This is a genomic window from Actinoallomurus sp. CA-142502, from assembly GCF_050936355.1.
In the GTDB taxonomy this organism is placed as follows: domain Bacteria; phylum Actinomycetota; class Actinomycetes; order Streptosporangiales; family Streptosporangiaceae; genus Actinoallomurus; species Actinoallomurus iriomotensis.
Window position 1 is genome coordinate 6,655,744 of the sequence record NZ_JBNJMY010000001.1, and the last position, 25,843, is coordinate 6,681,586.

Annotated in this window: 20 protein-coding genes; 18 read left to right on the plus strand and 2 right to left on the minus strand. The window is 73.5% G+C overall.

The window, feature by feature from the left end; all coding sequences use genetic code 11:
- Window positions 1–34 precede the first annotated feature (34 nt).
- From ACQEV1_RS31460 to ACQEV1_RS31510, 11 genes are all read left to right on the plus strand, one after another.
- A complete protein-coding gene (locus ACQEV1_RS31460) occupies window positions 35–1,090 on the plus strand; it encodes a ketoacyl-ACP synthase III family protein (RefSeq protein WP_433398242.1) in 1,056 nt (351 codons plus the stop codon).
- Window positions 1,090–4,977, plus strand: a complete 3,888-nt coding sequence (locus ACQEV1_RS31465; RefSeq protein ID WP_433398244.1) for a type I polyketide synthase — start codon at window positions 1,090–1,092, stop codon at window positions 4,975–4,977. Before ACQEV1_RS31460 ends, ACQEV1_RS31465 begins: the two co-directional genes overlap by 1 nt.
- A complete protein-coding gene (locus ACQEV1_RS31470) occupies window positions 4,967–5,818 on the plus strand; it encodes a transketolase (RefSeq protein WP_433398246.1) in 852 nt (283 codons plus the stop codon). The genes ACQEV1_RS31465 and ACQEV1_RS31470 overlap by 11 nt, the downstream gene beginning before the upstream one ends.
- Window positions 5,815–6,732 carry a transketolase family protein gene (locus ACQEV1_RS31475; RefSeq protein WP_433398248.1) on the plus strand — a complete coding sequence of 306 codons (918 nt, stop codon included), beginning with the start codon at window positions 5,815–5,817 and terminating at the stop codon, window positions 6,730–6,732. Before ACQEV1_RS31470 ends, ACQEV1_RS31475 begins: the two co-directional genes overlap by 4 nt.
- A gap of 40 nt (window positions 6,733–6,772) precedes the next feature.
- Window positions 6,773–8,176: a trehalose-6-phosphate synthase gene (locus ACQEV1_RS31480; RefSeq protein ID WP_285622822.1), complete on the plus strand. Its 1,404-nt coding sequence runs from the start codon at window positions 6,773–6,775 to the stop codon at window positions 8,174–8,176.
- Window positions 8,173–8,964: a hypothetical protein gene (locus tag ACQEV1_RS31485; protein WP_433398250.1), complete on the plus strand. Its 792-nt coding sequence runs from the start codon at window positions 8,173–8,175 to the stop codon at window positions 8,962–8,964. Before ACQEV1_RS31480 ends, ACQEV1_RS31485 begins: the two co-directional genes overlap by 4 nt.
- Window positions 8,961–9,602, plus strand: coding sequence for an SIS domain-containing protein (locus ACQEV1_RS31490; RefSeq protein ID WP_433398252.1), 642 nt, complete (start codon window positions 8,961–8,963; stop codon window positions 9,600–9,602). The genes ACQEV1_RS31485 and ACQEV1_RS31490 overlap by 4 nt, the downstream gene beginning before the upstream one ends.
- 355 nt (window positions 9,603–9,957) lie before the next feature.
- Window positions 9,958–10,332 carry a helix-turn-helix domain-containing protein gene (locus ACQEV1_RS31495; RefSeq protein ID WP_433406017.1) on the plus strand — a complete coding sequence of 125 codons (375 nt, stop codon included), beginning with the start codon at window positions 9,958–9,960 and terminating at the stop codon, window positions 10,330–10,332.
- Entirely contained in the window at window positions 10,322–10,513 is a 192-nt protein-coding gene (locus ACQEV1_RS31500; RefSeq protein WP_285622828.1) for an aroma-sacti cluster domain-containing protein, read from the plus strand. Before ACQEV1_RS31495 ends, ACQEV1_RS31500 begins: the two co-directional genes overlap by 11 nt.
- A 1-nt stretch (window position 10,514) precedes the next feature.
- Window positions 10,515–12,302, plus strand: coding sequence for a BTAD domain-containing putative transcriptional regulator (locus ACQEV1_RS31505; protein WP_433398254.1), 1,788 nt, complete (start codon window positions 10,515–10,517; stop codon window positions 12,300–12,302).
- Window positions 12,303–12,641: 339 nt separating this feature from the next.
- Window positions 12,642–13,826 (plus strand): glycosyltransferase, encoded by a 1,185-nt coding sequence (locus tag ACQEV1_RS31510; RefSeq protein WP_433398256.1) that lies wholly within the window; start codon window positions 12,642–12,644, stop codon window positions 13,824–13,826.
- 101 nt (window positions 13,827–13,927) lie between these two features.
- On the opposite strand, the gene ACQEV1_RS31515 is transcribed toward ACQEV1_RS31510, so the two are convergent.
- Both ACQEV1_RS31515 and ACQEV1_RS31520 read right to left on the minus strand, forming a co-directional pair.
- Entirely contained in the window at window positions 13,928–15,313 is a 1,386-nt protein-coding gene (locus tag ACQEV1_RS31515) for a TfuA-like protein (protein ID WP_433398258.1), read from the minus strand.
- Entirely contained in the window at window positions 15,310–16,440 is a 1,131-nt protein-coding gene (locus ACQEV1_RS31520; protein WP_285622838.1) for a YcaO-like family protein, read from the minus strand. Before ACQEV1_RS31520 ends, ACQEV1_RS31515 begins: the two co-directional genes overlap by 4 nt.
- A 235-nt stretch (window positions 16,441–16,675) precedes the next feature.
- On the opposite strand from ACQEV1_RS31520, the gene ACQEV1_RS31525 reads away from it, so the two are divergent.
- From ACQEV1_RS31525 to ACQEV1_RS31555, 7 genes are read left to right on the plus strand one after another with little or no spacing between them, the layout of a single operon-like run.
- The gene (locus ACQEV1_RS31525) at window positions 16,676–17,863 is read left to right on the plus strand and encodes a radical SAM protein (RefSeq protein WP_433398259.1); all 1,188 of its coding nucleotides are present in this window, start codon (window positions 16,676–16,678) and stop codon (window positions 17,861–17,863) included.
- A gap of 2 nt (window positions 17,864–17,865) precedes the next feature.
- On the plus strand, window positions 17,866–18,780 hold the full coding sequence (locus ACQEV1_RS31530; protein ID WP_433398261.1) for a DUF6895 family protein: 915 nt from the start codon (window positions 17,866–17,868) through the stop codon (window positions 18,778–18,780).
- Window positions 18,780–20,129, plus strand: coding sequence for an MFS transporter (locus tag ACQEV1_RS31535; RefSeq protein WP_433398263.1), 1,350 nt, complete (start codon window positions 18,780–18,782; stop codon window positions 20,127–20,129). Before ACQEV1_RS31530 ends, ACQEV1_RS31535 begins: the two co-directional genes overlap by 1 nt.
- Window positions 20,126–23,266 (plus strand): ATP-binding protein, encoded by a 3,141-nt coding sequence (locus ACQEV1_RS31540; protein WP_433398265.1) that lies wholly within the window; start codon window positions 20,126–20,128, stop codon window positions 23,264–23,266. Before ACQEV1_RS31535 ends, ACQEV1_RS31540 begins: the two co-directional genes overlap by 4 nt.
- Window positions 23,259–24,149 (plus strand): S8 family serine peptidase, encoded by an 891-nt coding sequence (locus ACQEV1_RS31545; protein ID WP_433398267.1) that lies wholly within the window; start codon window positions 23,259–23,261, stop codon window positions 24,147–24,149. The genes ACQEV1_RS31540 and ACQEV1_RS31545 overlap by 8 nt, the downstream gene beginning before the upstream one ends.
- Window positions 24,139–24,774: a GAF domain-containing protein gene (locus ACQEV1_RS31550; RefSeq protein ID WP_433398269.1), complete on the plus strand. Its 636-nt coding sequence runs from the start codon at window positions 24,139–24,141 to the stop codon at window positions 24,772–24,774. Before ACQEV1_RS31545 ends, ACQEV1_RS31550 begins: the two co-directional genes overlap by 11 nt.
- A complete protein-coding gene (locus ACQEV1_RS31555) occupies window positions 24,761–25,807 on the plus strand; it encodes an ATP-grasp domain-containing protein (protein ID WP_433398271.1) in 1,047 nt (348 codons plus the stop codon). Before ACQEV1_RS31550 ends, ACQEV1_RS31555 begins: the two co-directional genes overlap by 14 nt.
- Window positions 25,808–25,843: the final 36 nt, after the last annotated feature.

The following is a 25,843-nucleotide window of genomic DNA, read 5'->3' on the forward strand; positions in this document are numbered from 1 at the left end:
GCGCACATCGACTTGGAGCGGTCCAGGAGGCGGTATGGAGACGGCGGACATGTACATCAGCGGCGTCGGGTCGTACGTGCCCGCGACGGTGGGCGTGGACGACGCCGTGGCGGCGGGCCGGTACACGGCCGAGGAGGTCGAGCTGCACGGGCTCGTCTCGGTCGCGGTGGCCGGTGACGTTCCGGCGCCGGAGATGGCGCTCCGCGCGGCGCGGACCGCGGTGGCCCGCAGCGGACGGTCCCCCACCGAGCTGGACCTGCTGCTGTACACCTCGACCTGGCACCAGGGCCCGGAGGGCTGGCCGCCGCAGTCATACGTGCAGCGCCACCTGGTCGGCGACGGTGTGCTGTCCACCCAGCTCAAGCAGGGCTGCAACGGCATGTTCACCGCGCTGGAGCTGGCCGCGAGCTACCTGCGGGGCGGGCACCGGGCCGCGCTCCTGGTCACCGCCGACAACTACGGCACTCCGCTGGTGGACCGGTGGCGGATGCTGCCCGGGGCCGTCGCCGGTGACGCCGCCAGTGCCGTCGTGCTGGACACCGAAGCGGGGTTCGCCCGGCTGGCGTCGGTGTGCACCGCGTCCGTGTCGCAGGCCGAGGAGATGCACCGCTGCGCCGAGCCGCTGTTCCCGCCCGGCGTCACCGAGGGACGCACCGTGGACTTCGCGGCGCACAACGACGTGTTCCGGCGGCGTGCGGTCGTGGAGGGCGAGGGGACCGGGGTGCTGGTCACCCTGGACGAACGGATGGCCGAGGTGATCGACCAGTCCCTCTCGGAGGCCGGGATCAAGGCCGGCGACGTCACCCGGGTGGCCTGCATGAACACCTCTCAGGAGATCGCCGACCAGATCTGCGAGCACCGGCTGGGCATCCCGGCGTCCCGGTCGACCTGGGAGTTCGGCCGGACCCTCGGCCACTGCGGGGCCAGCGACCAGATCGTCGCGCTGGAGCACCTGGTCCGCGGCGGCGAACTGGGGCCGGGCGACCACCTGCTGATGTTCGCGTACGGACCCGGCGTGACCATCTCGGCCGCCGTCGTGGAGATTCTCGAGTCGCCCGTGTGGTCACGGACGCGGGGAGGCGATGCCTGATGGACCGGCCGGCGATCGCGGTGATCGGGATCGGCTGCCGCCTGCCCGGCGGCGCCGACTCGGCGGACGCGTACTGGAACCTGCTGCGCGAGGGGCGGGACGCCAGCGGACCGGTGCCCGCCGACCGCTGGCGCGACTACGCCGACCGCGGCACGTCGTACGCGGCGGCGGTCCGCCGTACCGTGCCGCGCGGCGGCTTCGTGGACGGGGTGGCCGACTTCGACGCGGAGTTCTTCGGGCTCTCCCCGCGCGAGGCCGAGCTGATGGACCCGCAGCAGCGCCTCGTGATGGAGACCGCGTGGGAGGCGCTGGAGCACGCCGGGGTGTCGCCGGACGCGCTGGCCGGCACCGACGCGGGGGTGTACGTGGGCGTCTGCACCGGCGACTACGGGCACCGGCTGCTGGAGGACCTGCCCGACATCGAGGCGTGGACCGGGATCGGCTCCGCCACCTGCGCCGTGGCCAACCGTGTCTCGTACGCGCTGGACCTGCGCGGCCCGAGCATGGCGGTGGACACCGCGTGCTCGGCGTCGCTGGTCGCCGTCCACCTGGCCGTGCAGGCCCTGCGCGCCGGGGAGACCGACGTGGCGCTGGCCGGCGGGGTCAACCTCATCCTCTCCCCCGGCGAGACGCTGACCCTCGACGCCGCGGGCACGCTCGCCCCGGACGGGCGGAGCAAGTCGTTCGACGCCGCCGCCGACGGGTACGGGCGGGGCGAGGGCGCCGCGGTCGTGGTGCTCAAACGGCTCACCGACGCCGTACGCGACGGGGACCGAATCCTCGCGACCGTCCTCGGCAGCGCGGTCAACCAGGACGGTCGCACCGTGGGCATCATGGCGCCGTGCGGCCAGGCCCAGGAACACGTGATGCGCCGCGCGCTGCGGCAGGCGGGCGTCGAACCGGGCACCGTCGGCTACGTCGAGGCGCACGGCACCGGCACCGCGGTCGGCGACCCCCTGGAGGCCGCCGCGCTGGGCGCCGTGTACGGGGCGGGCCGGCCGGCGGAGCGGCCGTGCCTGATCGGCTCGGCCAAGTCGAACATCGGCCATCTCGAGGGCGCCGCCGGCATCGCCGGCCTGGTCAAGGCCGTCCTGGCGCTCGACCGCGGCGAGCTGCCGCCGAGCCGGCTCGGCACGCCGACTCCGGCCGTCGACTGGGCGGGCGCGAGGCTGCGCGTGGTCGACGCGCCGACGCCGTGGCCCGGCTCCGGGCACCCGCGCCGCGCCGCGGTGTCCGCCTTCGGCTACGGCGGCACGGTCGCGCACGTCATCCTCGAGCAGGCGCCGGAGCAGGCGCCGCCCGCCGAGGGGACCGCCGGGCGGCTGTATCCGGTGTCCGCCGCGTCGCGGGCGGCGTTGCGGCAGGCCGCCGCCGGCCTCGCCGGTGTCGTCGGCGGCCTGCCGGCGGCGAGTGTCGGGCACACGCTCGCGCTGCGCCGGGCGCACCTGCCGTACCGGGCGGTGGTGGCGGCCGAGGATCCCGCCGCGCTGGCCGGTGGGCTGCGCGCCCTGGCCGCCGGCGCGCCGAACGACGCGGTGACCACCGGACGGGTGCTCGGCGACGCCGGTCCCGGCCCGGTGTTCGTGTTCTCCGGGCACGGCTCGCAGTGGGCCGGGATGGGCCGCGAGCTGCTGGCGTCCGAACCGGCGTTCGCCGCCGTGATCGACGAGCTGGAACCGGTGTTCGCCGCCGAGATCGGTTTCTCGCCGCGGGAGGCGCTGACCGAGGGCGCGCTGACCGAGGTGGACCGGATCCAGACGATGATCTTCGCGATGCAGCTCGGGCTGGTCGAGCTGTGGCGCGAGTACGGGGTGCGTCCGCACGCGGTGATCGGCCATTCGGTCGGCGAGATCGCCGCCGCGGTGACGGCCGGGGCGCTGAGCCGCCTCGACGGCGCCCGGCTGATCTGCCGCCGGTCGCGGCTGCTGCGGCGGGTCGCCGGCCGCGGCGCGATGGCCATGGTGCAGCTGCCGTTCGCCGAGGCGGCGCGGCTGCTGGCGGGCCGTACCGACGTGGTCGCCGCGATCGCCTCGTCGCCCGGCTCGACGGTCGTCTCCGGCGAACCGGACGCCGTGGCCGAGGTGCTGCTCGGCTGGCTCGACGAGGGGATCCCGGCCCGCCGGGTCGCCTCGGACGTGGCGTTCCACGGACCGCAGATGGATCCGCTGCTGGCCGAGCTCACCGCCGCCGCGGCCGACCTGACCCCCGCCGTCCCCGGCGTCCGCGTCTACTCGACGGCGCTGGAGGCTCCACGGGCGGCGCCGGGCTTCGACGGCGCGTACTGGGCGGCCAACCTGCGCCGGCCGGTACGCCTGGCCGGCGCGGTCGCGGCGGCCGCGGCCGACGGCTACCGCGCGTTCGTGGAGATCTCCCCGCACCCGGTCGTCACGCACTCGGTGCTGGAGACGCTGAGCGCGGAGGGGCACGAGGAGGTGTTCGTCGGCTCCTCGCTGCGCCGGAACCGGCCCACGCGGGCCGCCCTGCTCACCGGCGTGGCGGCGGCGCACTGCGCCGGCCTCGGCGTGGACTGGCACCGGTTGCAGCCGTCCGGCGGGCCGGTCGTGCTCCCCTCGTACCCGTGGCAGCGCCGCAGGCACTGGCGCGCGCCGTCGGCCCCGGACACCGGTGGGCGCGGCCACGACCCGGACGCGCACACGCTGCTCGGCGACGGCGTCGACCTGGCGGGCACCGACGTCCGGCTCTGGCGGACCGCCCTGGACGACCAGACCCGGCCCTATCCCGGCAGTCACGCGATCGAGGGCGTGGAGATCGTGCCCGCCGCGGTGCTGGCGGCGACGTTCTTCGCCGCCTCCGGCGGCCGGGCGCTCGGCGAGGTGACGATGTCCGCGCCGCTGCTGACCGCCGACCGCCGCGAGGTGCAGGTCGTACGGGACGGGACCGCGCTGCGGCTGGCCGCCCGGCTCGCCGGCGAGCCGGACGCCGCCTGGCAGATGATCGCCACCGCCACGGTCCCCGCCGCGCCGGGCGAGGCGCCGGAGCCCCCGGCGCAGCCGCTCACGCCGGCCGACCCCGGCACGGTCACGCACCGGCTGGCCGCCGTCGGCGTGCCCGGCACCGGGTTCGACTGGAGTGTCGAGGAACTGCTGCTCGGCCACGGCGCGCTGCGCGCCCGCGTGCGGTGCGGACCGCCCGGCGACACGCCCCCGGCGGACGCCACTCCCCCGGCCAACGGCGCGCTCCCCGCCGACGGCGCACTCTCAGCGGGTGGCACCGCGCCCGACGGCGCGCTCCCCGCTGACGGCGCGCTTCCGGCGGGTGGGGCCGCGCCCGGTGCCTGGGCGTCCGTGCTGGACGCGGCGATGTCGGTGGCGCCGAGCGCGTTCCCCGGCGACCCGCTGCTGCGCATGGTGACTCACGTCGACCGGCTCGTCATCGTGGGAGAGCCGCCGGACGCGGTGGACATCGAGGTGTGGCTCGACCCCGAACGGGCCGACACCGTGCAGGTCCGGGTCACCGACGACGCCGGCGCCGTCGTCGCCTGGCTGTCCGGACTGCGGTACCCGGTGATCGACGCGCCGGCCCCCGGGGAGAACGGCGCCGACGAGCGGCCCGCCGACTCGTTCGCCGACCTGCCGCCGGAGGAGCTGCGCGCGTTCCTGATCGAGGAGGTCGGCGCGCAGGTCGCCAGGGAGATGCGGCTGGCCCCCGCCGACCTGTCGCCGCACCGCCCGCTGGTCGAGCAGGGGCTGGACTCGGTGCTCACCGTGGTGGTCCGGCGCAGGCTGGAGAAACGGTTCCGGTGCTCGCTGCCGACGACGTTGCTGTGGCGGCAGCCGACCATCGCCGCCGTCTCCGACTACATCGCGGGGCTGGTGGCCGGCCCGGTGCCCGCCGCGAACGGGAACGGGGGCGCCGATGCGGGGTGAGGGAGTGGTCGCCGGTCCGGCCGAGCACGCCGACCTGGCCCGGATCGCGCGGCTCGCGACGCGATGCCGGCTCGTGCTCCTGGAGATGATCCATCGCGCGGGTTCCGGGCACGCCGGCTCGTCGCTGTCGTGCGCCGACATCATCAGCGTGCTGCGGTTCGACCGGATGGACTGGAGCGCGGACCGATCCGGCGACGTGTTCGTCCTGTCGAAGGGCCACGCGGCGCCCGCCTGGTACGCCGCCCTGATCGTCGGCGGCGACCTGCCCGCCGAGGAGGTCGGCACGCTGCGGGCGCTGGACAGCCGGCTGCAGGGGCACCCGGACCGTACGCGGCTCGGGCTGGTGGACGTCAGCACCGGCGCGCTCGGCCAGGGCCTGTCGGTGGCCGTCGGCCGGGCCGTGGCCCGCCGGCTGCACGGCCGGGACTCCACCGTGTACTGCCTGCTCGGCGACGGCGAATGCCAGGAGGGACAGGTGTGGGAGGCGTTCCTGTACGCGGGCGCGAACCGGGTCTCCGGCCTGGTGGCCGTCATCGACCACAACGACAGCCAGAGCGACGGGGCGGTCGGCGACACCCTGCCGCTACGCCCGCTGCCGGACAAACTACGCGCGTTCGGCTGGGACGTCGCCCAGGTGGACGGCCACGATCACGGGGAGCTGCGCGACGCCCTGCAACGGCGCGACCCCGGCCGGCCGTCGGCGATCATCGCCCACACGCGCAAGGGCCGGCTCGGCCCCGGACGGGTCCTGCTGGACGGCAGCCACAGCGACCTCCCCTCTCCGGCGGAGTACGCGGCCGCCGTCGACTACCTCGAAACCCTTCTCGAGTGCGGCGCATGAGCTCCACACGGGACTGGTTCGGGGCCGCGCTGGTGGAGATCGCCCGCGAGTACGACCACGTGGTGGTGGTGAACTGCGACCTCGCCAAGGCGACACGGACGCTGCCGTTCAAGGAGGAGTTCCCGGACCGGTTCTTCGAGTGCGGCATCGCGGAGGCCAACGCCATCGGCGTGGCCGCCGGGCTGGCGCAGGAGGGGTTCCGGCCGTTCGTCGCCAGCTTCGGCCACTTCCTGACCGGCAAGTTCCTGGAGATCTTCCAGTCGGTGGGGCTCAACGACGCGGGCGTGGTCCTGGTCGGCACCCACGCCGGGCTGGCGATCGGGCGGGACGGGCCGACCCAGATGGGGCTTCGGGACGTGGCGCTGATGCGCACCCTGCCGAACGTCCGGGTGTTCCAGCCCGCCGACGGCGCCGAGGTCTGGCAGATGATGGAGCACCTGGCGACCGACCGGCACCCGAGTTACCTGCGACTGTGCCGGCAGCCGCAGCCGGAGGTGCACGCGGAGGGGTACCGGTTCCGGTTCGGGGTCCCGCACGTGGTCCGCGAGGGCGGCGACGTGGTCGTCTTCGCGATGGGCGGTACGGTGCCGGTCGCGGTGGAGGCGGCCGGCCGGCTCGCCGCGGACGGGATCACTCCCACCGTGGTCAACGTGTCGTCGTTGCCGGTGGACCGCGCGGCGGTGGCGCGGCTGGCCGGGGCGCACCGCCGGGCGGTCGTCGTCGAGGACCACTATCGCGTCGGCGGCCTCGCCGACGAGATCGGCCGGATCGTGCTGGGCCTGCCGGACCGGCCCCGCTTCGACGTGCTGGCGGTGCCGGACTACGGGCAGGCGGGCCCGCCCGAGGAGCTCTACCGCCGGTACCGGCTGGACGCGGCGGGGATCGCCGCCTTCGTACGGGAGGCCGCGAGGTGAGCCCGCCGTGGCCGATGCCGACCCGAGGACGGCGACCGGTTTGAGACTGATCGTTTGCAGCAACAGCGCACCGCGGTGGCAGGACGGCGCCGGCCTGCTCCCCCGTTCGCCGGGCGGCCTGGTGCCGCTGCTGGCCACGCTGCTCGGCCGGCACGGGGGCGACTGGGTGTGCACGATGCCGCCGGATGACGCCGCCGCGGCCGGCGACGGCCCCGTCGACGTGACCGGGCTGCCCGGCGGCGTCACGCTGCACCGGCTGCGCCTGCCCCGGGCGATGACCGACCGGCACTACGAGACGGTCGGCGTACGGCTGCTGCTGTGGCTGTTCCACTATCTGCTCGACACCGCGCGGCAGCCGGAGGCGGGGCTCGCGGAGGCGTGGCCGGCCTACGAGGCGGTCAACCGGGCGTACGCCGACCGGCTCGCGAGCCTCATGACGGGGTCGCCGGACGAGTTCGTGCTGGTCAACGACCACCACCTGTTCCTGGTGCCGGAGATGCTCGGGCGGCGGGCGGAACGCCGCGGCCGGATCGCGTTCTTCCAGGGGCTGCCCTGGTGCGAGCCCGACTACTTCGGCGTCCTGCCCGCTCACATCCGCGACCGGATCCTCACCGGCCTGCTGTGCGCCGACGTGGTCGGTTTCCACTGCACCCGGTGGGCACGCGCGTTCCTGGGCTGTTGCGCGCGCTTCCTGCCCGGCTGCGCGGTCGACGACGGGAGCGTGACGTACGACGGGCACCGGACCCGGGTGACCGTCGCCCCGTTCCCGCTGGACGTCGCGATGGTGGAGCGGCTGCGCGACGAGCCGGCCACGGCGCGGTGGCGGGCGCGGCTGGCACGGGAGGCGGGCGGACGCCGGGTGATCGCCCGCGCCGACCGCATCGACCTGTGGAAGAACCTGCCGCGCGGCTTCGCCGCGTACCGGAGCGTGCTGGAGCGCGAGCCCGGGCTGGCCGGAGAATGGTGGTTCTGCGCGGTGGCCACCCCGCCGGGTCGCCCGACCGAGCGCACCCGGGAGCTCCAGAGCGAGTGCGAGGGCCTGGTGGCCGGCCTCAACGAACGGTTCGGCGCCCCGGGCCGGCCGGCCGTCTCGCTGGTCTACCCGGACCTGCCCACCACGCGTCACTGCGTGGTGGCCGCCCTGTCCGGCGCCGACCTGGCGCTGGTGAACCCGACGTTCGACGGGATGAACCTGGTCGCCAAGGAGGCCCTCTACCTCGGCGAGCGCGCCCGGCTGCTGCTCTCGGTCAACGCGGGCGCGTACGAGCAGCTGGCCGGCCATGTGACGCCGGTGCATCCGTTCGACGTCGAGGGCACCGCCTCGGTCCTGCGCGAGGCGATGGCCTCCGGGGCGGCCCCGGCGGAGCGCGCGGCGGCACGACGGCTGCTGCGCGAGCAGGACGCGAACCACTGGCTGGACCGGATGATGGGAGTGGAACGATGAGGACGACCGAGGTCACCACCGATTACAGGCGCAGCAGCCGGCTCGCCGATCCGGCCGCCGACGGCGCCTATCTGTTCGCGGAGCACACGATCGAGGCCGGGCGGGCCACCCCGTTCGGTTCCCACCCCCGCGACCACCGGAGCTTCGTGGTCATCGCAGGCCGGGTACGGCTGGAGACGCCGCACGGCGACGAGCCGCCGAGGACGTACGGGTACCTGGGCGGCTGGCACACCCTGCCGGGATGCGTCCACCGGATCGTCAACGCCGGCGCCGAACCGGCGGTCCTCGTCGAGGCCGGCTCCGTCCGGGGAGAGACGGTGACCGGCGCCGGCCCTCGGGCGGTGCCCTGCCGCTGCCCGGACGTCTCGGACTACACGGTGCACAAGCCCTGGGGCGACGAGGTCTGGTACACCCGCAACCTGCCCGACGTCCCGTACGCGCTGAAACGCATCCGGATGACCGAGGGGCACCAGTCGTCGTTGCAGTCCCACCGCCGGAAGCTGGAGACGAACTACGTCATCGAGGGCGAGGCCACGGTGCTGAGCGGCGCGACCGCGCCGGACGACCTCGACGCGGTGATCGACGTGGGCGACCTGACGACCACCGTCCACCGTCCCCGCTCGGGCTGGACCAACCCGCCGAACGATCTCCATCGGGTGATCGCGCGAACCGACTACACCTCCATCGAGGTCTCCACGCCCGAACTCGACGACGTCATCCGTTGGCAGGACGACGCCGGGCGCGGGCACGGCCGGATCGAGTCCGAGCACGCGGGAGGCCGGTCGTGACCCTCGCCGAGACCATCGGGCTCTACCTCGCCGAGAAGCGCCGCATCGTCGATGAGTTCCCGGTGGCCGTCCTGGAGCGGGCCGCCGAGATGCTGTTCGAGACCTACGACGAGGGCGGCACCGTCTACGCCATGGCCAACGGCGGGAACGCCGGTACCCTCGACCACTTCTACTGCGACTTCAAGCACCACCCGTTCGTGACGGAGGACAAGACCCGGCCGCTCCCGCCGGACGTGAGACGCCTGTCGTTCGTCAACCTGTGCTCGTCGGCCGCCGAGCTGACCGGGCTCGTCAACGACATCGGCGCCGACGACATGTTCGCCGCGTCCCTGGCGCCCTTCGTCACTTCCCGGGATCTGGTGATGGCCTACTCCGGAAGCGGCAACTCGCCGAACGTGGCGAAGGCCCTCCAGGTCGCGGTCGACGCGGGCGCGCGGACGTTCGCCATGACCAAGGGGGACGGCGGCACGTGCAGGGCACTGGCCGAGGTCTGCCTGGTGGTGCCCGGAACCTCCCGTTTCCCCGGGCAGGTCGGCAAGAACGACAACAATTTTCATTTCGAGGACCTCATGCTGTCGGTGAACCATATGCTCGTCGGCCTTCTCAAACAGCGCGTCGCCGAACGCGGAACGGACTGACCGAAAAAGACCTGTGGGTGATTCGCCGGCATGGACGGCGCGCCGTGCCGCGTACCCGATGGCCACCACCGGCCGACAAAAGGTACTTATCGGGACTACGTAACTTACGGAACTATGTGGACAATCAGGGTCTGGTAGCGATGTCAGCATCGTTGGCCTCGACAAGGACGGAGGCGCGGATGTGACGGCGGAGAACTCGCCCCATGGCCCCCGCGGTTAGCCTGGCCACCACCTCGGCGAGTGGTGAAGATGCCTTGATGACCGCCGCGTCGAAGATCGACTTATCTTTCCAGCCCCCGCACCTGCGGCACGTGATTCGATGACGGCCGGGGACGCGCACCACCGGCCCTCGCGAATGAGAACGGGGCCATGCCCGGCCTGTGGCTCGTACCAGCGGCCCGCGCCACCCCAGCCGCTGGCAGCGGCGCTGTCACTCACGCGGACGCTCACGCCACGGGAGCGCGCGGTCTTTCAGTTACTCGGTTTCGGCTACGACAACCGGTCGATAGCGCGCGAACTCAAAATCAGTGAACGCACCGTCAAACGGTATGTCACCGCCATACTCACGAAGCTGGAACTCCGGTCCCGGCTGCAGGCCGGACTGTCCGCATTGATCCTTTCGTGGTCCGCGGCCGCGGATGCCCAATGGCCCGAAGGTCTTATGGATTCGGCACTGACCGCAGGTGACGATGTTCCGGCACACGACCGTGGAGGGGACCATGACCTTTGACGCGCTTGCCGCCCTAAGGCAGGCCGGAAACCCGGTGGATCTACTCACCGCGGCACAACGCGATGTGCTCGCCGACCTCACCGAGCAAGAGGTGGCCGTTCTCAACTCCGTCAAACAGCGTCTGGACAGCGTTTCGGACGCCGAAGTCGAAGGGCATTCCCTAGTAATCAAGATAGCGTGAGATGAACGCCGGTTTCGGAATTCTCGGCCCCCTGCAGGTGGTGGAGAACGGCCGTTCCGTCGATCTCGGATCACGGAAGCAACAGGTCGTCCTGGCCGCCCTGCTGAGCCGGGCGAACTCCCTGGTGTCGTTCGACGCGCTGGTCGAGGCGTTATGGGACGAGGCACCCCCGCAGACGGCGCGCAAGAACATCCAGGTGTACGTGTCCGCGCTGCGCCGGCTGGTCAGCGAGGGTTCCGGCTCGCGTATCAGCTACCAGACCGGCGGATACGTGTTCCACGCGGCCCCGGCCGAGCTCGACTCGCTGCGCTTCGAGCAGCAGGCCCGATCCGGGGCGCCGGCCGAGGCCCTCGGCCTGTGGCGCGGACCCGCGCTGGACGGGTTCCAGGACGTACCGCTGATCAGTGCCGCGGCCCAGCGGCTGGAGCGGCGCTTCCTCGTCGTCTTCGAGGACTGGGCGGAGGCGGAGATCGCCGCGGGCGGCGGGTCGGCCACGATCGAGCGCCTCACCGAGGTCGCCCAGCGGCATCCGCTCAGGGAACGACTGCGGATGTTACAGATGACCGCGCTGTGCCGGGCCGGGCGGCGTTCGGAGGCCTTGGCGGTCTACGACGAGCTGCGTCAGGCGCTGGCGCACGAACTCGGCCTCTCCCCCAGCCAGGCGCTGGTCGGCTTCTACCAGTCGCTGTTACGGGAGCCGGAGCCGACCGCGCCGGAACCGGACGCTCCCGCGCGCGGCAGGGCGCCGAGCCTGTTGCCCTGGGACCCGCCGGCGTTCACCGGACGGACGGCGGCGGTCCGGCGGCTGCGGGACGCGCTCGTCCGGGACGGAAACCGGCTCACCGTGGTGACCGGCCCGCTCGGCGCGGGCAAGACCGCGCTCGCGGTGCACCTCGCGCACCGGCTCGGTGACCACTTCCCGGACGGCCGCCTGTTCGTCCGGCTGCGCGGCGAGGACGGGACACCGCGCCCGTTCGAGGACGTGGTGTCACAGCTCCTGCCGGTGGACTCGCCCCGTTCGCTGCCGGAGGCGCGGCGCGCCTGGCAGCTCTGGCTGGCCGAGCGCCGGGCGCTGGTCGTCATCGACGATGCCCGCCGGGAGTCCGAGGTCCGGCCGCTGCTCCCCGAGTCCGGCGACAGCGCGGTCATCGTCACGGCCCGATCCCGGCTCGCCGGGCTGGAGGCCGGATACCGGCTCCGGATCTCCTCCTTCGCGGTCGACGAGGCGGTCGCGCTCCTCGGGCGGACGATCGGCAGGGAGCGGGTCGCGGCGGACCGGCACTCCGCCGAGCTGATCGTCACGGCGACGGGCCTGCTGCCGCTCGGAGTCCGGCTCGTGGCCGACCGGCTGGCGCTGCTACGGCACGTGCCACTACGGGAGTACGCCGAGCGGATGGTGGGCGCCCGGGCCCTGCTGGACGAGCTGACCGCGGGGGACGTGGCGATCCGGGCCCGGCTGGCCGAGGCCATCGGCGAACTGCCGGAGCCGGCGCACCGGGCGGTGCCGCGGCTCGGCATGCTCCCCGAGCCGGTCTTCACCCTCGAACAGGCCGCCGCCGTCCTGGACGCCGACGAGAACACGGCGGTACGGGTGCTGGAGAGCCTGCTGGAGGCCAGCATCATCACCGTCCCGGGCGTGGAAATGCTCGCGCACACCGTGCGTTATGAGATTCCGGTGCTGCCCTACGCGTACGCGCGGGAGATGGCGGCCAGCGCGAATCCGCCATTTACCACTATCAAACCAGTGGCTAATCATCTCCATACCGCGCGTCATTACCCTTCTTTCTAGAAATGGCGCAAAAGGCGCCAGCAGCGCGCAGGAGGACGACATGACCGAGCCCGAGGACAAGGCCCCAGAGCCCGCCGACACCGAGACCGAAGACGTCGAGGTCGTCGCGCACGGCGAGGACGGCGAGCTCAGCACCGGCTGCGTCATCAACTGACGCCGGCTACGACGAGCTCGACGCCGGCCTCGCCGGCGGTGGGCTCGCCACGACTTGACGACGGGCGGGACATCCGGTCCTCTCCGCCAGGTCACGCCGGTCCGGGGGGCCGGGTGACCGCCCGCCATCAGGGAGCACTCAGTGAGATCCGCCGTGAGGGCATCGCATCACCGGGCGCACGCCCCATGAAGATTCTTCTCTGCCCGCTGAGCGACGGAGGGTACCTGTATCCGGCGATCGCGGTCGGGCGTGAGCTGCGCCGCCGGGGGCACACCGTGAGCGTCCTGGGCCGGTCGACGGCCGCTCCCGTGCTGGCCGAGGCCGGCCTGCCGTTCGCGGCGGCGGAGGACTTCGGCGAGCGGCGCGGATTCTCCGCGACCTGGTGGGGCACCACCGGACCGGCGCAGTACCGGGCGACGCTGCGCGCCGCCACGCAGGCACGGGCCGACCTGCTGATCACCTCGGTGCTGTGCAACGGTGCCCTGCTCGCCGCCGAGGTACTGGACATCCCGGTGGTGGTGCTGGGGCTGTCGGTCCACCTGTGGAACTACCGGGCCGGCGGCGAGGGCGAGCCGCACCTGGGCCGGGCCCGCGACGACCGAACCCGCGAGTCTCTCCGGCTCTACGCCGCCGTACGCGAGCAGGCCGGGCTGGGTCCCCGACGGCCGGAGAATCCGCTGCTGGGCGACGCGCTCCTGCTCCGCGGCGACCCCGCGCTGGAGTACCCGGGCGCGGTGCTGCCCGAGCGGGTGCGCCACGTCGGGCCGCTGGCCTGGGAGCCGGCGGCCGACCCTGCCGAGATCGAGGCGATCGAGGCCCGGCTGGCCCGGTCCGGCAAGCCCGTCGTCTACGTTCACCTGGGCCGCTTCTTCGGCGGGACCGACCAGTGGCCGGGCCTGAACGCCGCCTTCACCGGCGGCCCCTTCCAGGCCGTGGTCGAGCAGGGACGGTCGACCGACCCGCACCCGGCTCCCGGCGCCGACATCCTGGTCGTACGCAAGCCGTGGATGGGACCGCTCATCGACCGCGCCGGGCTGGTGCTGACCAGCGCCACGTCGGCGCCGGTACTGTCCGCTCTGCTGCGCGGCCGGCCGCTCGGTGTCTCACCCAACGGCTCCGAACAGCCGCTGCTGGCCGGGGCGTGCGTACGGGCCGGCGTGGCGGTGCGCGTACCGAGCACCGCGACGCCGAACCCGTCGCCGATCCTGGAATCGGCGTGGCGGGACCGCGGACTACGGGCACGCGCCGGCGAACTCGGCCGCAGACTGGCCGCGACGGACGGCGCCACCCGCGCCGCCGACCTCGCCGAGCACGTGACGCGCGGACCCGTGCAGGAACTCACCACGACCGCAGCCACGCAGCGTTCGTGACAGGGCCCCCGCCCGCCCGAGTCGGCGGAGGGCCGCACACCGCGACGCCGGACTCAGCCGCAGGCCGACCACGACGGACGGTTCGCGACCTGCGGAGGAACTCACGGCAAGCGCGGCCAGGCGACGTCCGTGACACGGTCGCCGTCCATGCCGATCGTGCCCGTCGGTCGGTTCTTCAGCAGGGCGACGAACGGCTCGGCGAGGCGACGGAGTGCCGGCAGGTCGGCGATTCCCCGGTCCCAGGCGTGGCCGGTCAGGTCGCCGGGGTCGCAGCCCCAGTGGCCGGCGATGACCTGGTCGGTGACCTCCGCCCTGAACCGGCGGCGTGGCCCCCCGTCGGCCGGGCCGAGCAGGCGGTCGTGGCATCGGCGCGCGGCGGTGACGACCTCGCGGCCCCACGACATCATCGCCGGGGTTCGCAGGTCCGGAGGCAGGTCCCACCGGGACCGCGAGCCGCCGTGCACCACGCCGAAGGCCCGTACCAGCAGCGTGGCGAGCGCCTCGTCCTCCGGCAGGGCCAGGTCCCGTGCGGTGAGCCAGTCCGTACTCGCGGGGTCCGGGCCGGGGACCCGCAGTCCCTTGGCCCGGGCGGCCGCGACGGCGCCCTCGACCAGCGCCGGATGGTCCGGGTCGAGTCCGGCGACCCTGGACAGGACGTACCGCCGATGCAGGTCCGGGAACGCGGGATGGACCAGGCGGAGCGCGGCGGCGGCGTCGGCGTCGGCCACCCACCCGTCGCCGGTCCCGGTGCCGTGGAACCGGTGCTCCCACCTGTCGAACATCCACGTGTGCACGTTCCGGACCGGCCGGTCGCCGGGGCCGGCCGGGCACAGCGCGGAGTCGCCGGTCGCGGCCGCGGCGAGCAGGAGCCGGGCGTCGGCCGCCTTGGCGTCGGTGTCGTGCGCCGATCGCCATGTTCGGAACGCCTCGACGGACCGGGCCGGGACGTGCGCGCGTACGGCCGACTCCAGCGCGCGGAAACCACGGGACCGGAACGGGATCGCGATGGCAACGTCGAGCATCAGCCCCGCGTCACGGTCGCTGATGGCCCCGGCCGCCGCCGCGTCGCGGAGCGCGATCCTGATGCCGACCATGGGGTCGCTGTAGGCGCGGTAGTCGTCCTCCGCCGTGCCGTGCACGATCGCGACCTCGTCGTCGCCGTCGATCTCACCGTCCCGGTAGAGCCGGAAGATCTCCCCGAATCCACGCATGCCGTACGGCCACAGCTCCGCCGCGCGCAGCGCGCCCATGCTGGAGCTGCCGGCCACGGTGACCCCGCGCTGCAGCAGGTACATGATCTCCCGGTGCCGGACCGACGCGGCCTGGAGGAAGAGCCCGTCGATGATGAGGACGGTGTCCCCGGCGCCGGCGTCCAGGCGCAGCAGGTCCCCGTGGCGTACCGGCGGCAGGATCCGCGCGGCCGGCAGCAGCGCGGCGACCTCGGCGCGCGGAAGGGTCGGGCCGACGAACACGACGGGGGCTCTCACGGCCTCGCCTCCCACGCGGCGTGGGCGGTGCTCAACCCCGGAGCGATCACCTTGACGGCGGGAATGCCGAGGTCCTCGTGGTCCAGCCGGACCACGAACGGTTCGGCGCCGGTGACCGAGGCGACCCGGGCCGCGCAGTGCCGGACCACCGACCGCAGGTCGCCGTCGTCGGCCCAGGAGACCCCGTCGCGGACGGCGACCGGTGCGACGGGCTCCTCCGGACGCGCCATCTCGCGGTACTCGCCGCCGTCGATGTCGTCGCGCGCCCCCGAGATCACGGCCAGCCGGGTCAGCACGGCCTCCGACAGCGCGCGGCCGAGCGCGATCGAGGGATCCACGTGGCAGGCGTACCCGGCACACCGCATCGGGACGTCCTCGGACCAGATGGTCGCCGCGTAGCACGGCAGCTCCTCCGGCCCGGTGATGTCCCGGACCGTGACGGTGCAGTCCGCCGCCCGCAACGCGTCGAAGACGTACCTGGTCACCGGTTCGCGGCAGCTCCCGGCGTCCACGTAACGCCGCCGGGAGAGGGGACGGTCCCGCGCGGCGGCCACACTGGCCCGCTCGACGAGCTCGTGCAGGGCGTGCAGCACGGCCTCGGCCTCGGTGTTCCCGGTCGCCAGGCCTCCGCTGGTCGGCCAGAAGAACACCGCCGCCCAGTCGCGCGGCCCGGTGCCGTCCAGCCGGATGGCGTCGATGGGGGCCAGGATCTCCCGACCCGTCAGCAGGCCGCGCCCGCTGACCCAGTCCAGCACCACGGCCGAGGTCAGCGGGGCCCGCGGGACGAGGTTCAGCGCCCGGACGTCATACCCGAGGTCGAGCGCCGAGGCGGGGGCACGGGCGGCCACCGGGAGCCGGAGGTTCTCGGCGTGCCAGGTCTCGATGCTCTCCATGACCGCGCCGACCCGCGACTGCGCCGCCGTGGTCCCGGTGCCGATGCTGACCGCGTAGGTGAGGCCGGCCGGCCGGTAGGCCACGTGGACCGGCAGCCCGATGTCGTCCAGCCTGGTGATGTCGGCCACCCGGGTGATGCCGAAGCGGGGCAGCATCGGCCGCACCCGCTGCCAGGTCTCCTCCGGGCCGGCGGTCCGGTAGGTGCCGGTCCGGTAGGCGATGGTGTCCGGCATCAGCGCTCCTCGGTAGGCAATGGCCATCCTCGCCCGCTGCCGGAAACGGCTCCATGAGACCTTCGGGCCAATGCGTTTCAGCGCGCTTCGAGGGCTGTGGATTTACCATTGCCGAACCGGTGATTAATCGCCTCCATACCGCGAATATCTAGCGTTCGGATTCGCCGGGTCTGAACGAAGAGCGCCGCCTTTCCCCGACCGCCACCGAACCGGGCGCCGGCAACGTGGAGGGCTAGTGAATCTGGAAGAGGCCGGCCGTACGACCGGTGCACGGCTCCTCAGGGGCGAGCGGAACTGGTGGTTTCTCGGACCGGGAGGGGTGGCCCGCCTACGCGCCGGGCACCTGACCGCCGACGGCGGGCTGCGGCCGGACACCGAACGCCGGCTGGGCGAGCGCGGACTGCTGTCCGCAGCGCCGAACCACGCCTATTCGCTGACCGTCCTGACGAGCACCGACTGCAACCTGGGCTGCGCCTACTGCTTCCAGAACACCGCCCAGGATCCGTCCGGAGGCGGCCGCCCGCCACGGATCACGCACGCGCGGCTGACGTCACAGACGATCACGTCGATCCTCGACTTCGCCGGCCGGCGGATGGCCGCGGCCGGCCTGGACCGCCTCGCGCTGCTGCTGTTCGGCGGGGAGCCCCTGCTCAACCCGCGCGGCTGCGTGGAGATGCTGGCCCGGGCGGCCGACTACAACCTGTCGTCCGCCTGGATGATCTCCAACACCACCCTGCTCACCCCGAAGCTGGCCCGGCGGCTGTCCGACCTCGGGCTCGACTCCATCCAGGTCACCTTCGACGGCGACCGCGAGGACCATGACCGGATCCGGGTACGGCGGTCGAACGGCGGGACCTTCGACGCCATCGTCGGCAACATCGCCCGCGCCTCCGACGCCGCGCCGCTCCGGTGGATCGTGCGGGTGAACGTCTCCCACCACAACTTCCGCGGGATCGACGCGCTGGTCGAGCGGCTCGCGGAGGCCGTCGATCCCGACCGGTGCACCATCTACTTCACGCGGGTCGGTGACGTCGGCGTCGGATACGCGAACGATCTGCTGCACACGGGCGAACTGGCGACCTGCTTCACCCGGTGGCAGCGCCGGGCGCTCGAAGTCGGCTTCCGCGTCAACCGCCCGCGCGCGCACCGCGTGTGCCCCACCTGCGGTCACACCGACGGCCGCTACGGCGCGGTGGTGAACGCGGACGGCACCCTGTCGAGCTGCTGGGAGACCGCGGGGAAACCCGACTGGAAGGTCGGCACGGTCACCGGCGGGTACCTGCCCGGCGCGGTGACCCGGGACCGCTGGATCGCCTGCGAGGACCTCTACCGGTACGGCGAGGAGGGGCGGGTGCTCGCGGACTTCCACGACACCGTGGACGCGGCCCTGCTCGACCACCTGGATGAGACGGGGCGCCTGTAGCCATGCCGCCGACTCTCGACCGGCTGTCCGCGGGCACGCTCGACTGGCTCGGGCGGAACCTGGACTACTTCGACCCGTACTCGGAGAATGCCCGGTCCTCGGCGCACGGGAAGGTGAAGGCCGCGCTGGAACTGGCGCTGCTCTGCCACTGCTGGACGCGGCTGGACCCCGGCGACGACCGGCTGAACGAACCGGCCGCGCTCATCCGCCGGCTCTGGCCGCGTCCGGACTTCCAGCGGCTCATCGCCGCCCAGCCCGACTTCGCGCCCCAGTACGGGCTGATCTACGCCGCGCTCGCGCCGCCGGGGATCGACGACCGGCTGTGCCGGGCCACGCTCGCACGGCTGGCCGCCGAGGGCTTCCTGTCACCGCTCGGGAAGTCGCCGTACCAGCGCCTGGAGACCCGGTACTACGCGGACAAGGCCGGCGTCGACCACGGGATCGAGCCGTACGAGGAACTCTTCGAACAGAGTCCGCTGGTCAAGCCGCCCGTCGCGGCGCCGGCACCGTCCGGTGCGCCGCTGGCCACCCAGGACGCGTACGCCGTCACGCATTCCAGCTTCTTCCTCAGCGACTTCGGCCGCCGGAGTCCGGGGCCGGCCCACGCCCTGGCGCGGGCGGAGGAAGTCACCGGCCGGATGCTGGACCACTGCGTGCGGCGCGATCGGTGGGACCTGACCGCGGAACTCGTCATGACGTGGTTCTGCCTGGGTCACGACCCGCTCGGCACGCCGTCGGGCGTGGCCGCGATCGAGTGCCTCACGCGGGCACAACGTCCCGACGGCGCGATCCCCGCACGGTCGGCCGAACTGCGGGCGGCGGGTCCCCTCTCGGCGGGCGAGTCCTTCCGTAAGGCGTACCACACGACGCTCGTGACGGCCCTCATGTCGTTGATGGTCACGTCGGTGCGTCCCTGATGGCGCTCCGGCTGACGCTCATCGATCGGAACTACACCCGCCTGTGGTTCGGGCAGGCCGTCTCGTCGGTCGGGGACGCCGTCTTCAGCACCACCCTGGTGCTGTGGGTGGCCGTCGTCCTGGCGAAGGGGAGGCCGTGGGCCCCGGCCGCGGTCAGCGGCGTGATGCTGGCGATGGGCGGCGCGGTGCTGCTCGTCGGGCCGGTCGCGGGCGTGTTCGTCGACCGGTGGAGCAAACGCGGCACCATGCTCCGCACCGAGGTGGTCCGCGGCGCGCTGGTGACGGTGCTGACCGCCGTGTCGTTCCTTCCCGTCCACGCCCTTCCGGCCGGAGTGTGGCTCGCCCTCATCTACGTGACCGTGTTCGCGCTGAACGCGGCCGCCCAGTTCTTCGCCCCGGCGCGCTTCGCGGTCATCGGGGACCTGGTGACCGGAGAGGCCGACCGGGCCCGCGCAGCCGGCATCGCCCAGGCGACCGGGCAGACGGCCTGGCTCGTCGGACCGCCGCTCGCCGCGCCGCTGCTGTTCACCGCCGGTCTGCAGTGGGCGCTGCTGTTCAACGCGCTGTCGTACGCGGTGTCCTATTTCGCCATCCGGTCGGCCGAGATGGGGCCGGAGGTCGTACGACGGGGCGAGCCGGCCGGCGAACGTGCCGGGCTGCGCCGTGAGTTCGTGGCCGGGCTGCGGTTCTTCGCCGGCAACCGGTTCCTGATGGCGCTGCTGACCCTCGCCGTGATCGGCCAGTGCGGAGTCGGCTCCCTGAACACGCTGAACGTCTTCTTCGTCACCGGGAACCTGCACGCGTCCGCCCACCTGTACGGCTACCTCGGCATGGCCCTCGGCCTCGGCGGCGTCGTCGGCGCGCTGTGCTCGGGCCAGGTCGTGCAGCGGATCGGGGCGCGCAGGACGACCTGGATCGGCCTGCTGGTCAGCGGTGTGCTGCTGATCGCCTACGCCCGCCAGGCCCACCTCGTCAGCGGCATCGTGCTGCTGTTCGTCTTCGCCGTCCCGCTCACCATGCTGAACACGGCGATGTCGCCGCTGCTGCTCGCGGCGGCGCCCCGGGGATACACCGGACGGGTGATGGCCGTGTTCTATCCGGCCACGCGGCTGGCGCAGATGCTGGCCGCGCTGGTGGCCGGCTGGCTCGCCAGTTCCGGCCTGCGCGGTTTCTCGGGTTCGGCGGCCGGCCTGCGGTTCGGCCCCATCGACACGATCTTCGCGGTGTCCGGCGTGCTCGTCGTGATGGCCGGTGTCTGCGCGGGGCTCGCCCTCCCGCCGCCGGAGGCCGAACCGGATCCCGCGCCCGAGGCGGCGCCCGCGGCGCGGCCCCTGGGCGGCACCCGGTGAGCTGCACCGCCTGTGGGCGGCACACCGGCGAGTCCGACCGGTTCTGCGCCGGTTGTGGCGCGCCGCTGACGGCCGCCGCCGCGCGTCAGGAGAGCCGCAAGAAGGTGTCGATGCTGTTCCTGGACATCGTCGGGTCGACCGCGCTCGCGGAACGCCTGGATCCCGAGCCGTTGCGGCAGGTCATGGACCGGTACTTCGCGGCCTGCGGGGCGTGCGTCGCCGAGCACGGCGGGGCGGTGGAGAAGTTCGTCGGGGACGCCATCCTCGCCGCGTTCGGCGCCACCGTCGCCCACGAGGACGACGCGGTTCGCGCGGTCCGCGCCGCCGCCGAGGCGCTCGCGGCCCTGGAGGGCCTGAGCGCCGAACTCACCGCCCAGTACCAGGTGAAGCTGGAGGCGCGGGCCGGAGTCTGCACCGGTGACGTCGTGGTGATCACGATGCCCGGCGACGACTTCCGGGTCGTCGGCGACTCGGTCAACACGGCCAGCAGGCTGCAGACCGCCGCCGCTCCCGGCGAGATCCTGCTCTGCGCCGACACCGCCGCCATGGTCCGCGGCCGGGTCGGCATCGAGTCCGTACCTCCGCTGCGGCTCAAGGGCAAGGCCCACCCCGTTCCGGCCTGGCGGCTCACCGACGCCGTGCTCCGGGACGAGCGCCCCGGCCCGGCCACCCCGTTCATCGGCCGCTCCGACGAGCTGGAGGAGCTGCGGCACAGCCTCCGGCGTGCCCGGTCCCGGCGGCAGGTCTGCCTGGTCACGGTGCTCGGCATGCCCGGGATCGGCAAGTCACGCCTCATCCAGGAGTTCCTCGCCACGCTGCCGGACGGCGAGGTGACCGTGCTGTCCGGGGGCTGCTCGGCGTACGGCCGGGGCATCACCTACAAACCGCTGACGGAGATGCTCGGCTCGTTCCCCGGAGGATGGGCGGAGCTCACGCGACGGCTCGTGGAGGAGCCCGATCCGGCCGACATGGCGGCGAACCGCCTGGCGGTGCGCAGCCTCGCGACCCTCATGGACGATGACGGCACCGCCGGCGGGGCCGGCATCGAGGACATCGCCTGGGCGATGCGGCACCTGCTCGGCGTCCTCGGCCGGGCCCGCCCCGTCGTCATGGTCTGGGAGGACCTGCACTGGGCGGAGCAGACGCTGCTGGACCTGGTCGACGAGATCGCGACCTGGCTGGACGACGTGCCCGTCCTGCTGCTGTGCGTCGCCCGTACCGAGCTGCTGGACGCCCGGCCCGCCTGGGGCGGCGGGAAGCCGTCCGCGATGACGCTGGAGCTCGGGGAGATGACCCGCGAGCAGAGCGCGGAACTGGTCAGCGCGCTGGCCTTGCGGAACGACGTGTACCCGCAGGAATATCAGGACGTGTACCGCCGGATCGCCGTGCAGTGCGACGGGAATCCCTTATTCGCCGAGCTGCTCCTGGACGTCTTCACCGAGACCGCCGCCGGCATCCACACGCCGCCCACGATCCAGGCGATGCTGGGCGCGCGGCTGGACCGGCTTCCCGGCACCGAACGTTCCCTGCTGGAGATCGCCGCCGTGATCGGGCGGGAGTTCACCCGCGACCTGCTCCAGGCGATGGCCGACGCGGACGGGATCGGCGGGGCCACGATCGACGAGCTGCTGGCCCGCCTGGTACGACGGCGCGTCTTCCAGCGCGGCCCGGCCGGCACGTTCCGGTTCGCCCAGTCCCTGTTGCGCGACACCGCCTACGAGTTCACCCCCAAGACCCGGCGTGAGCACTGGCACGAGTTCGTCGCCGAGTGGTTCTCCCGGGAGCGGCCGCAGGACGCGATGGCCGTGGCCTACCACGTCGAGGCCGCCCGCCGGCTGCGCCGGGAGCTGCGGCCGGGCGACCGGAGCCTGCCGCGGCTGGCCGAGACCGCGGCGAACGCCCTGATCGCGGAGGGCACGAACGCGCTGGACCGCAAGGACCTGCCGGCCGCGGTCCAGCTGCTGGAGCGCGGCCGCGAGCTGCTGCCGGCCGGCGACACCAGGCACACGGCGCTCGCGCTGCACATCTGCGACGCCGGGCTCTGGCTGTGGGACGAAGAACGGTGCCTGACCGCGCTGGCCGCCGCCGAGGCCGCGCTGCCGGACGATCCGCGCAACACGGCCACGTGCGCGATCCAGCGCGATATCGTCGCGCTCCGGCTCGGCCGGGCGCCGTCGGCGACGGTGGCGGCGGACGCGGCGCTGATCGAGGCGGACCTGCTCGGCGATCCCGAGGACGACCTCAGCTGGTGCCGGCTGCAACAGCTCCTGGCCTACCTGCGTCTCGTCGACGAGCGCGCGACGTCGGCGGAGGCGTCGCTGCGGCTCGGGCTGGCGCGGGCGCGGGCCATGAACGACCGGTACGAGGAGGACCGGCTGCTCTGCGCGATCTGCGAGCTGGCGCAGTGGACTCCGACTCCGGTCATTCCGGGGCTGGACCTGTGCGTCATGCTCGCCATGCGGTTCGCCGCCAATCGCGCCCTGCTCGTCCCGGTTCTGGTGACGCGGGCGCGCCTGGAGGCGCTCGACGGTGACCTCGACGGCGCGCGGCGCACCCTGGCCGACGCGTTGTCCTACTCCCGCGACCTGCACCTCGACCTCGCCGACGCGGCGGTCATGGACGCGGCCGGCTACGTCGAGTCGCTGGCCGGCGCGCACGAGACGGCCGAGGCGCGGTACCGCCGGAGCCTCGGCATGCTGCGCGTGAGCCGGCACGCCCCCGACACCCAGAACACCGAGGTCGCGATCGCCCGGGAGCTCTTCCACCAGGGCCGGACGGCCGCCGCGGCGTCGGCCCTGGACGGCGTCGAGAGAGAGGGTGCCCTCACGAGCCTGCGCGCGCGGATCGGCTCGGCCGCGCTGAGGGGCCGCATCGCGTCCGCGCGGGGACGCCACGACGAGGCGGTCGCCGCCACCGAGGCGGCACGCGGCCTCAGCGCGGACGCCGACGACCTGTGCCTCGCCGGCGAGACGCTCTTCGACCGGGCGATCGTGCTCAGGGCGGCCGGGATGGCCGAGCAGGCGATGGCCGAGGGGACGGAGGCACTGCGGAGGTTCCAGGCCAAGGGCGCCACGCTGCCGGCCGCACGGGTTCGCGAGTGGCTGCGCGGTCGAGGTCCGGACGGCAGCGGTGACTGACGTCCCACCCTGGCGGAGGCCACCGCGCGACCACTTCCCCGGCGTGCCCGCGTGGAGCATGCCGGCGTCCGTCGTGCCGCACGAGCGTTTCGAGGTGAGCCCGCTCGGCCCGGTGGTCACCCGGGAGTGGGCGTGGGGCGGGGCCGACGGTTCGGGGATCCGCGTGTGCGTGCTCGACAGCGGAGTGGACACCTCGCACCCCCTGGTCGGCGAGCTGGAGGCGTCCATGGACGTGGTCACCGGCGACGGCGGCGAAGCCGCCGTCGTACCGGTGGAGCCCGGTGACGAGGCGGGTCACGGCACCGCGTGCGCGAGCGTGATCCGGGCGATCGCTCCCGCGGCGTCGCTCACCTCGGTGCGCGTCCTGTCCAGTGGCAGCCACGGCACCGGCGCGGCCCTCCTGACGGGGCTGCGCTGGGCGATCGACGAGGGCTTCGACGTCATCAACATGAGCCTGTCGACGACGAAGCCGGAGTTCCGCGACGCGCTGCGCGAGCTGTCCGACGCCGCCTACTTCCGGCGCTGCGTCATCGTGGCGTCGGCCCACAACATGCCGGTACGGAGCTATCCGTGGCCGTTCGCGTCGGTCATCTCGGTGGCCAGCCACGACGGGACCGACCCCATGGCCTACTACTACAACCCGTCGCCTCCCGTGGAGTTCTACGCGCGCGGCGTCCGGGTACGGGTGGCCTGGACCGGCGGCCGGGAGATGCTCACCACCGGTAACAGCTTCGCGACCCCGCACATCGCGGGCATCTGCGCGCTCATCCTCAGCAAGCACCGCTCGCTCACACCGTTCCAGCTCAAGTCCGTCCTCTACCTGACCGCCGAGAACGTGGCCGGCTCCGCGGCCACGGAGAATGGAGGTGCGCGTGTTGACTGATCCGCCGGAGAGCACCGACATCACGCAGCGGAGACTGCTCCAGTCCATCGTGGAGGTGGCCCGGAGCGTCTTCGGCGCGGCCGCCGCCTCCGTGTTCCTGGTGGACCGGGCGAACGGGGACCTGGTCTTCGAGGCGGTCGCGGGCGAGGGCGAGAACCAGCTGCCGGGGACCCGGTTTCCCGGCGGTACCGGCATCGCCGGCTGGGCGGTCATGGGCGGTCAGCCACTGCTCGTCGACGACGTGGCGGAGAGCCCCCGATTCGCCCGGGCGGCCGCCGAGTCGACCGGCTACGTACCGCGCAGCATCATGGCCGCGCCACTCATCGCGGACGGCGAGTGCATCGGCGTCCTGGAGGTGCTGGACCGCGACAGCCGGCCACGCGGCGACCTCGGCGACATGGACTCGCTCGGCCTGCTGGCGACCGAGATGGCCACCGTCCTGGAGCTGCTCGTACGCCTCCGGCACGACACCGGCGCCACCCGTGCCGTCGAGGTCGCCCGGTTCGACCTGCCGCTGCTGCAACGTGTGGCCGAGCGACTGCCCACGGCGTCCGAACAGGTGGGCGCCACGGTGACCAAGCTGCTGACCATGGCCGACGAACTACTGGCCGGTGGCGGTGCCTGACGGTGCCGAGGCGTTCTTCGGCCAGCTCTCCTCCCCCGCCCGCGTGTTCGACGTCCGGCCGGGGCCGGTGCCGTGCGTGCTGTTCCTCAGCCGCTCGTGTGACTCCGAACTGGACGCGGTGCGGGATCTGCTCGGCGGCGCCGGCGTGCGGTCGGCCCGTCTCAACGCCGACGAGCTGGCGGCCACGACCGGGCTGACGGTCGACCCGGCGACCCGCACGGCGTGCGTGAACGGGCGCCGCCTCGCCCCGACGGTGACCTGGACCAGGCATTTCTCGGCGAACGCGATCGAGGGCGGGGACGACGCGGCGCACCGCGTGTTCGCCCGGGAGTCCTGGCAGGCCGCGGCCGACGAGCTGGCCGCGATCTCCGGGACGAGTCTCGGCGCGCGGCGTCCCGCTCTGCTGGCCCAGTTGCGGCTCGCCCGGCACCACGACGTGGCGGTGCCACGGACGATCGTGACCACCGACCCGGGTCGCGCCCGGGACGCCTTCGCGTGCCCACGGCTGGTGATCAAGGCCGTGCACCGGCACTTCGTCGAGGCCGCGCCGGGACGGCTGAGCGGGATCTTCCCCACGGTCGTCGAACGGCGGAGCCTGCCCGCCGATCCGTGTCCCGGTCCGCCCGTCATCGTGCAGGAGTACGTCGAGCACGAGACCGAGTGGCGCGTGTACTACGTGGGCGGGCAGGTGCACGGGTTCGAGCTCCCCGGCGGACACTCCCCCGCCGACCTGTGGACCGCCGGCGGCCGGGTCGAGATCCGGTCCGGGGAACCGCCCCCGGCGGTGGCCGCCGCGGCCACGCTGCTCGCCTCCGCGATGTCGCTCCGCTACGGCGCGTTCGACTTCCTCGTCCGCGAGGGCACGCCGGTGTTCCTGGAGGTCAACCCGGACGGCGACTGGCGCTGGGCCGAGCGGAGGACGCGTACCACCCTGGTCACGAACGCCGTGGCCGCGCTGCTCGCCGGGCTGCACCGGGAGGCGCTGCCGGGCGCGTCCGCCGAGGGCCCCAGTGGTCCTCCCCGTACACGGTGACCGTGGGTCCCGCCTGCCAGACCAGGCCATACGCCG